Here is a 3,397-nt window from a genome sequence, read left to right on the forward strand (position 1 = left end):
CGTCCTCGCCTTGCTGCTGGCGGCCGGGACGGCGGCCGCGGCGCAGCGGGCCGATTTCGGCCCCGAGCCGGCGTCGGCCGATGCGCGCCACGTCGCCGACTGGGCGGCCCATTCCGGCGACCACGCCGGGCTTCCCTTCATCGTGGTGGACAAGGTGCAGTCCCGTGTGTTCGTGTTCGACGGTGCCGGCCGGCTGCAAGGCGCAGCCTCGGCGCTGCTCGGTTCGGCCACCGGCGACGCCTCGGTGCCCGGCATCGGCGACCGCAAGATCTCCAGCATCCTGCCCGAGGAGCGCACCACCCCGGCCGGCCGCTTCGTGGCGTCGATCGACCGCAGCCTGACCGGCGAGGACATCCTGTGGGTGGACTACGACACCGCCATCGCCCTGCACCGCGTGATCGCCACCGCGCCCAAGGAGCGCCGGCTGCAGCGGCTGGCCGGCAGCGTGGCATCCGATCGCCGCATCACCTACGGCTGCATCAACGTGCCGGTGCGGTTCTTCGAGCAAGTGATCGCGCCGGCGTTCCGCGGCGCCGGCGGCATCGTCTACGTGCTGCCGGAACAGCGGCCGGCGCGCGAGGTCTTCGGCTCCTACGACCCGGCCGCGCCGCAGCGGGCACCCTGACCGCGCGGCGGCTGGCGGATTCCGCCTACAGCCGCCAGCGCCGGCGTGGCGCACCCTGGGCGCGGGCACCCTGCCCGCATTCCATGACCAGGAGATTTCCTTGAAACAGTTCCACCTGTCGGCCGCCGCCGCGCTCGCCTTCGCCGTGACGGCGCCGGCCTGGGCCAACGGCAATGCCGCCCTGGCCGAAGCCAACCGCGTCTACCAGCAGGACCGCGCGCACTGCACCTCGGGCAAGTCGCACCAGGACCGCGCCACCTGCATGAAAGAAGCGGGCGCCGCCCACGACGAAGCCAAGCGCGGCGCCCTGGCCAATGCCGGCGGCACCGACCTGCAGGCGAACGCCACGCGCCGCTGCGAGGCGCAGCCCCAGGCCGACCGCGCCGCCTGCGTGCAGCGCATCCTGGGTGCCGGCACCACCGACGGCAGCGTCAAGGGCGGCGGCCTGATCCGCCAGACCGAAACCAAGTTGCCGTAGCTCGATGGCGACGCCGGGTCGCCCTCATCGCGGACGGACTTCAAGCCGCTGCTCACGCCGCTGGCGATCGTCAATCCGCTGGCGATCCACGACACCGAAGGCTTTTCGCCGCCGCACAAGCGCCACACCCTCCAGGTGGCGTCGACGGCGGCCTTCCTGGTGATCGCGGCCAGCGCCTTGCTGGGCCTCCGCATCCTGGAGTTCTTCGGCATTTCGCTGGCCGGCTGCCGACCATGGAAGCGGGCCAGGCTGGTAGCGAACGAGTCGCCCGCGCGGGTCTGGCCGGCGTGCTGCGCAAACAACCGCAGGAGGGCTTGGCTCCACAGCAGGACGCGCCAGTCCGCCTCGAAGACACAGGCTCCACATCGAGGGCGTCGGGGGCCGCGCCCACGGTTTGCAAGGCTGGCATGCATGGGTGCATGCACGCAGACTACGCAAGCCACCGCGGCGCCTGCCTCAGCCGCAAGGGCGAGCTGGCGTCAGCCCGCAAGCCGGGCGTCGCACGCGCAATGCGCCAAGGGCGCCCGCTCGTCGATTGCGGCGCCGACCCCGGACCACGCGCAGCGGCCCCTTGCAACCGACGCAAAAGCCCTTATCATTAGCACTCGTTGGACAGGAGTGCTAACAGCAGCGCTGCGAACCGCTCCTCTCCACGCTAGGTTAATGAGCACTGCCTGTTGTGGGTGTTCAGTGTCCACCACGTTCCCATTGAAGGAGATCAAATGAAACTTCGCCCCCTGCACGACCGCGTGATCGTCAAGCGCCTGGAACAAGAAACCAAGACCGCTTCCGGCATCGTCATCCCTGACAACGCCGCCGAAAAGCCCGACCAGGGCGAAGTCCTGGCCGTGGGCCCCGGCCGCAAGAACGACAAGGGCGAACTGATCGCCCTGAACGTGGCAGTCGGCGACCGTGTCCTGTTCGGCAAGTACTCGGGCCAGACCGTCAAGGTCGATGGCGACGAGCTGCTGGTCATGAAGGAAGACGACCTGTTCGCAGTGGTCGAGGGCGCTCCCGCCGCCGGCCTGAAAAAAGTCGCCTGATTTCCCCCGCATAAACTGATTGAGGTAACGAAAAATGGCAGCAAAAGACGTGATTTTCGGCGGTGACGCCCGCGCCCGCATGGTCGAAGGCGTGAACATCCTGGCCAACGCGGTCAAGGTGACCCTGGGCCCGAAGGGCCGCAACGTGGTGCTCGAGCGCTCCTTTGGCGCCCCCACCGTGACCAAGGACGGCGTGTCCGTGGCCAAGGAGATCGAGCTCAAGGACAAGCTGCAGAACATGGGCGCGCAGATGGTCAAGGAAGTCGCTTCCAAGACCAGCGACATCGCCGGTGACGGCACCACCACCGCGACGGTGCTGGCCCAGTCCATCGTCCGCGAAGGCATGAAGTACGTGGCCGCCGGCATGAACCCGATGGACCTCAAGCGCGGCATCGACAAGGCCGTGACGGCCCTGGTCGAAGAGCTCAAGAAGGCCTCCAAGGCCACGACCACCAGCAAGGAAATTGCCCAGGTCGGCTCGATCTCCGCCAACAGCGACGAATCCATCGGCGAGATCATCGCCAAGGCGATGGACAAGGTCGGCAAGGAAGGCGTCATCACCGTCGAAGACGGCAAGTCCCTCGACAACGAGCTGGACATCGTCGAAGGCATGCAATTCGACCGCGGCTACCTGTCGCCCTACTTCATCAACAACCCCGAAAAGCAATCCGCGCTGCTCGAGAACCCGTTCGTGCTGCTGTACGACAAGAAGGTCTCCAGCATCCGTGACCTGCTGCCCGTGCTCGAGCAAGTGGCCAAGGCTTCGCGCCCGCTGCTGATCATCGCGGAAGAAGTCGAAGGCGAAGCGCTGGCCACCCTGGTGGTCAACACGATCCGCGGCATCCTGAAGGTCGTGGCCGTCAAGGCTCCGGGCTTCGGCGACCGTCGCAAGGCGATGCTGGAAGACATCGCCATCCTGACGGGCGGCAAGGTCATCGCTGAAGAAGTGGGCCTGACGCTCGAGAAGGTGACGCTGGCCGACCTGGGCCAGGCCAAGCGCATCGAAGTGGGCAAGGAAAACACCATCATCATCGACGGCGCCGGTGCCGCCGCCGACATCGAAGCGCGCGTCAAGCAGATCCGCGTCCAGATCGAGGAAGCGACCAGCGACTACGACCGTGAAAAGCTGCAAGAGCGCGTGGCCAAGCTGGCCGGCGGTGTTGCCGTGATCAAGGTTGGCGCCGCCACCGAAGTCGAGATGAAGGAAAAGAAGGCCCGCGTGGAAGACGCGCTGCACGCCACCCGCGCTGC

The 3,397-nt window shown here is 67.4% G+C and carries 4 protein-coding genes; all 4 read left to right on the plus strand.

Annotated features, from left to right (window positions below; translation table 11 throughout):
* On the plus strand, positions 1–625 hold a 625-nt coding region (locus JWP65_RS12995), incomplete at its 5' end, for a hypothetical protein (RefSeq protein ID WP_367280508.1).
* Positions 626–725: 100 nt separating this feature from the next.
* On the plus strand, positions 726–1,103 hold the full coding sequence (locus JWP65_RS13000) for a hypothetical protein (protein WP_299764356.1): 378 nt from the start codon (positions 726–728) through the stop codon (positions 1,101–1,103).
* A 722-nt stretch (positions 1,104–1,825) separates the two neighbouring features.
* Positions 1,826–2,146: a co-chaperone GroES gene (groES, locus tag JWP65_RS13005; protein ID WP_299764358.1), complete on the plus strand. Its 321-nt coding sequence runs from the start codon at positions 1,826–1,828 to the stop codon at positions 2,144–2,146.
* A 34-nt stretch (positions 2,147–2,180) separates the two neighbouring features.
* On the plus strand, positions 2,181–3,397 hold a 1,217-nt coding region (gene groL / locus JWP65_RS13010), incomplete at its 3' end, for a chaperonin GroEL (RefSeq protein WP_299764360.1).

This window comes from Ramlibacter sp. (assembly GCF_028292805.1).
In the GTDB taxonomy this organism is placed as follows: Bacteria; Pseudomonadota; Gammaproteobacteria; order Burkholderiales; family Burkholderiaceae_C; genus Ramlibacter.

What these genes read in the sequence shown, in the direction of transcription:
- groES (WP_299764358.1), top strand. Translation starts at nt 1,826, where the DNA reads ATGAAACTTCGCCCCCTGCACGACCGCGTGATCGTCAAGCGCCTGGAA.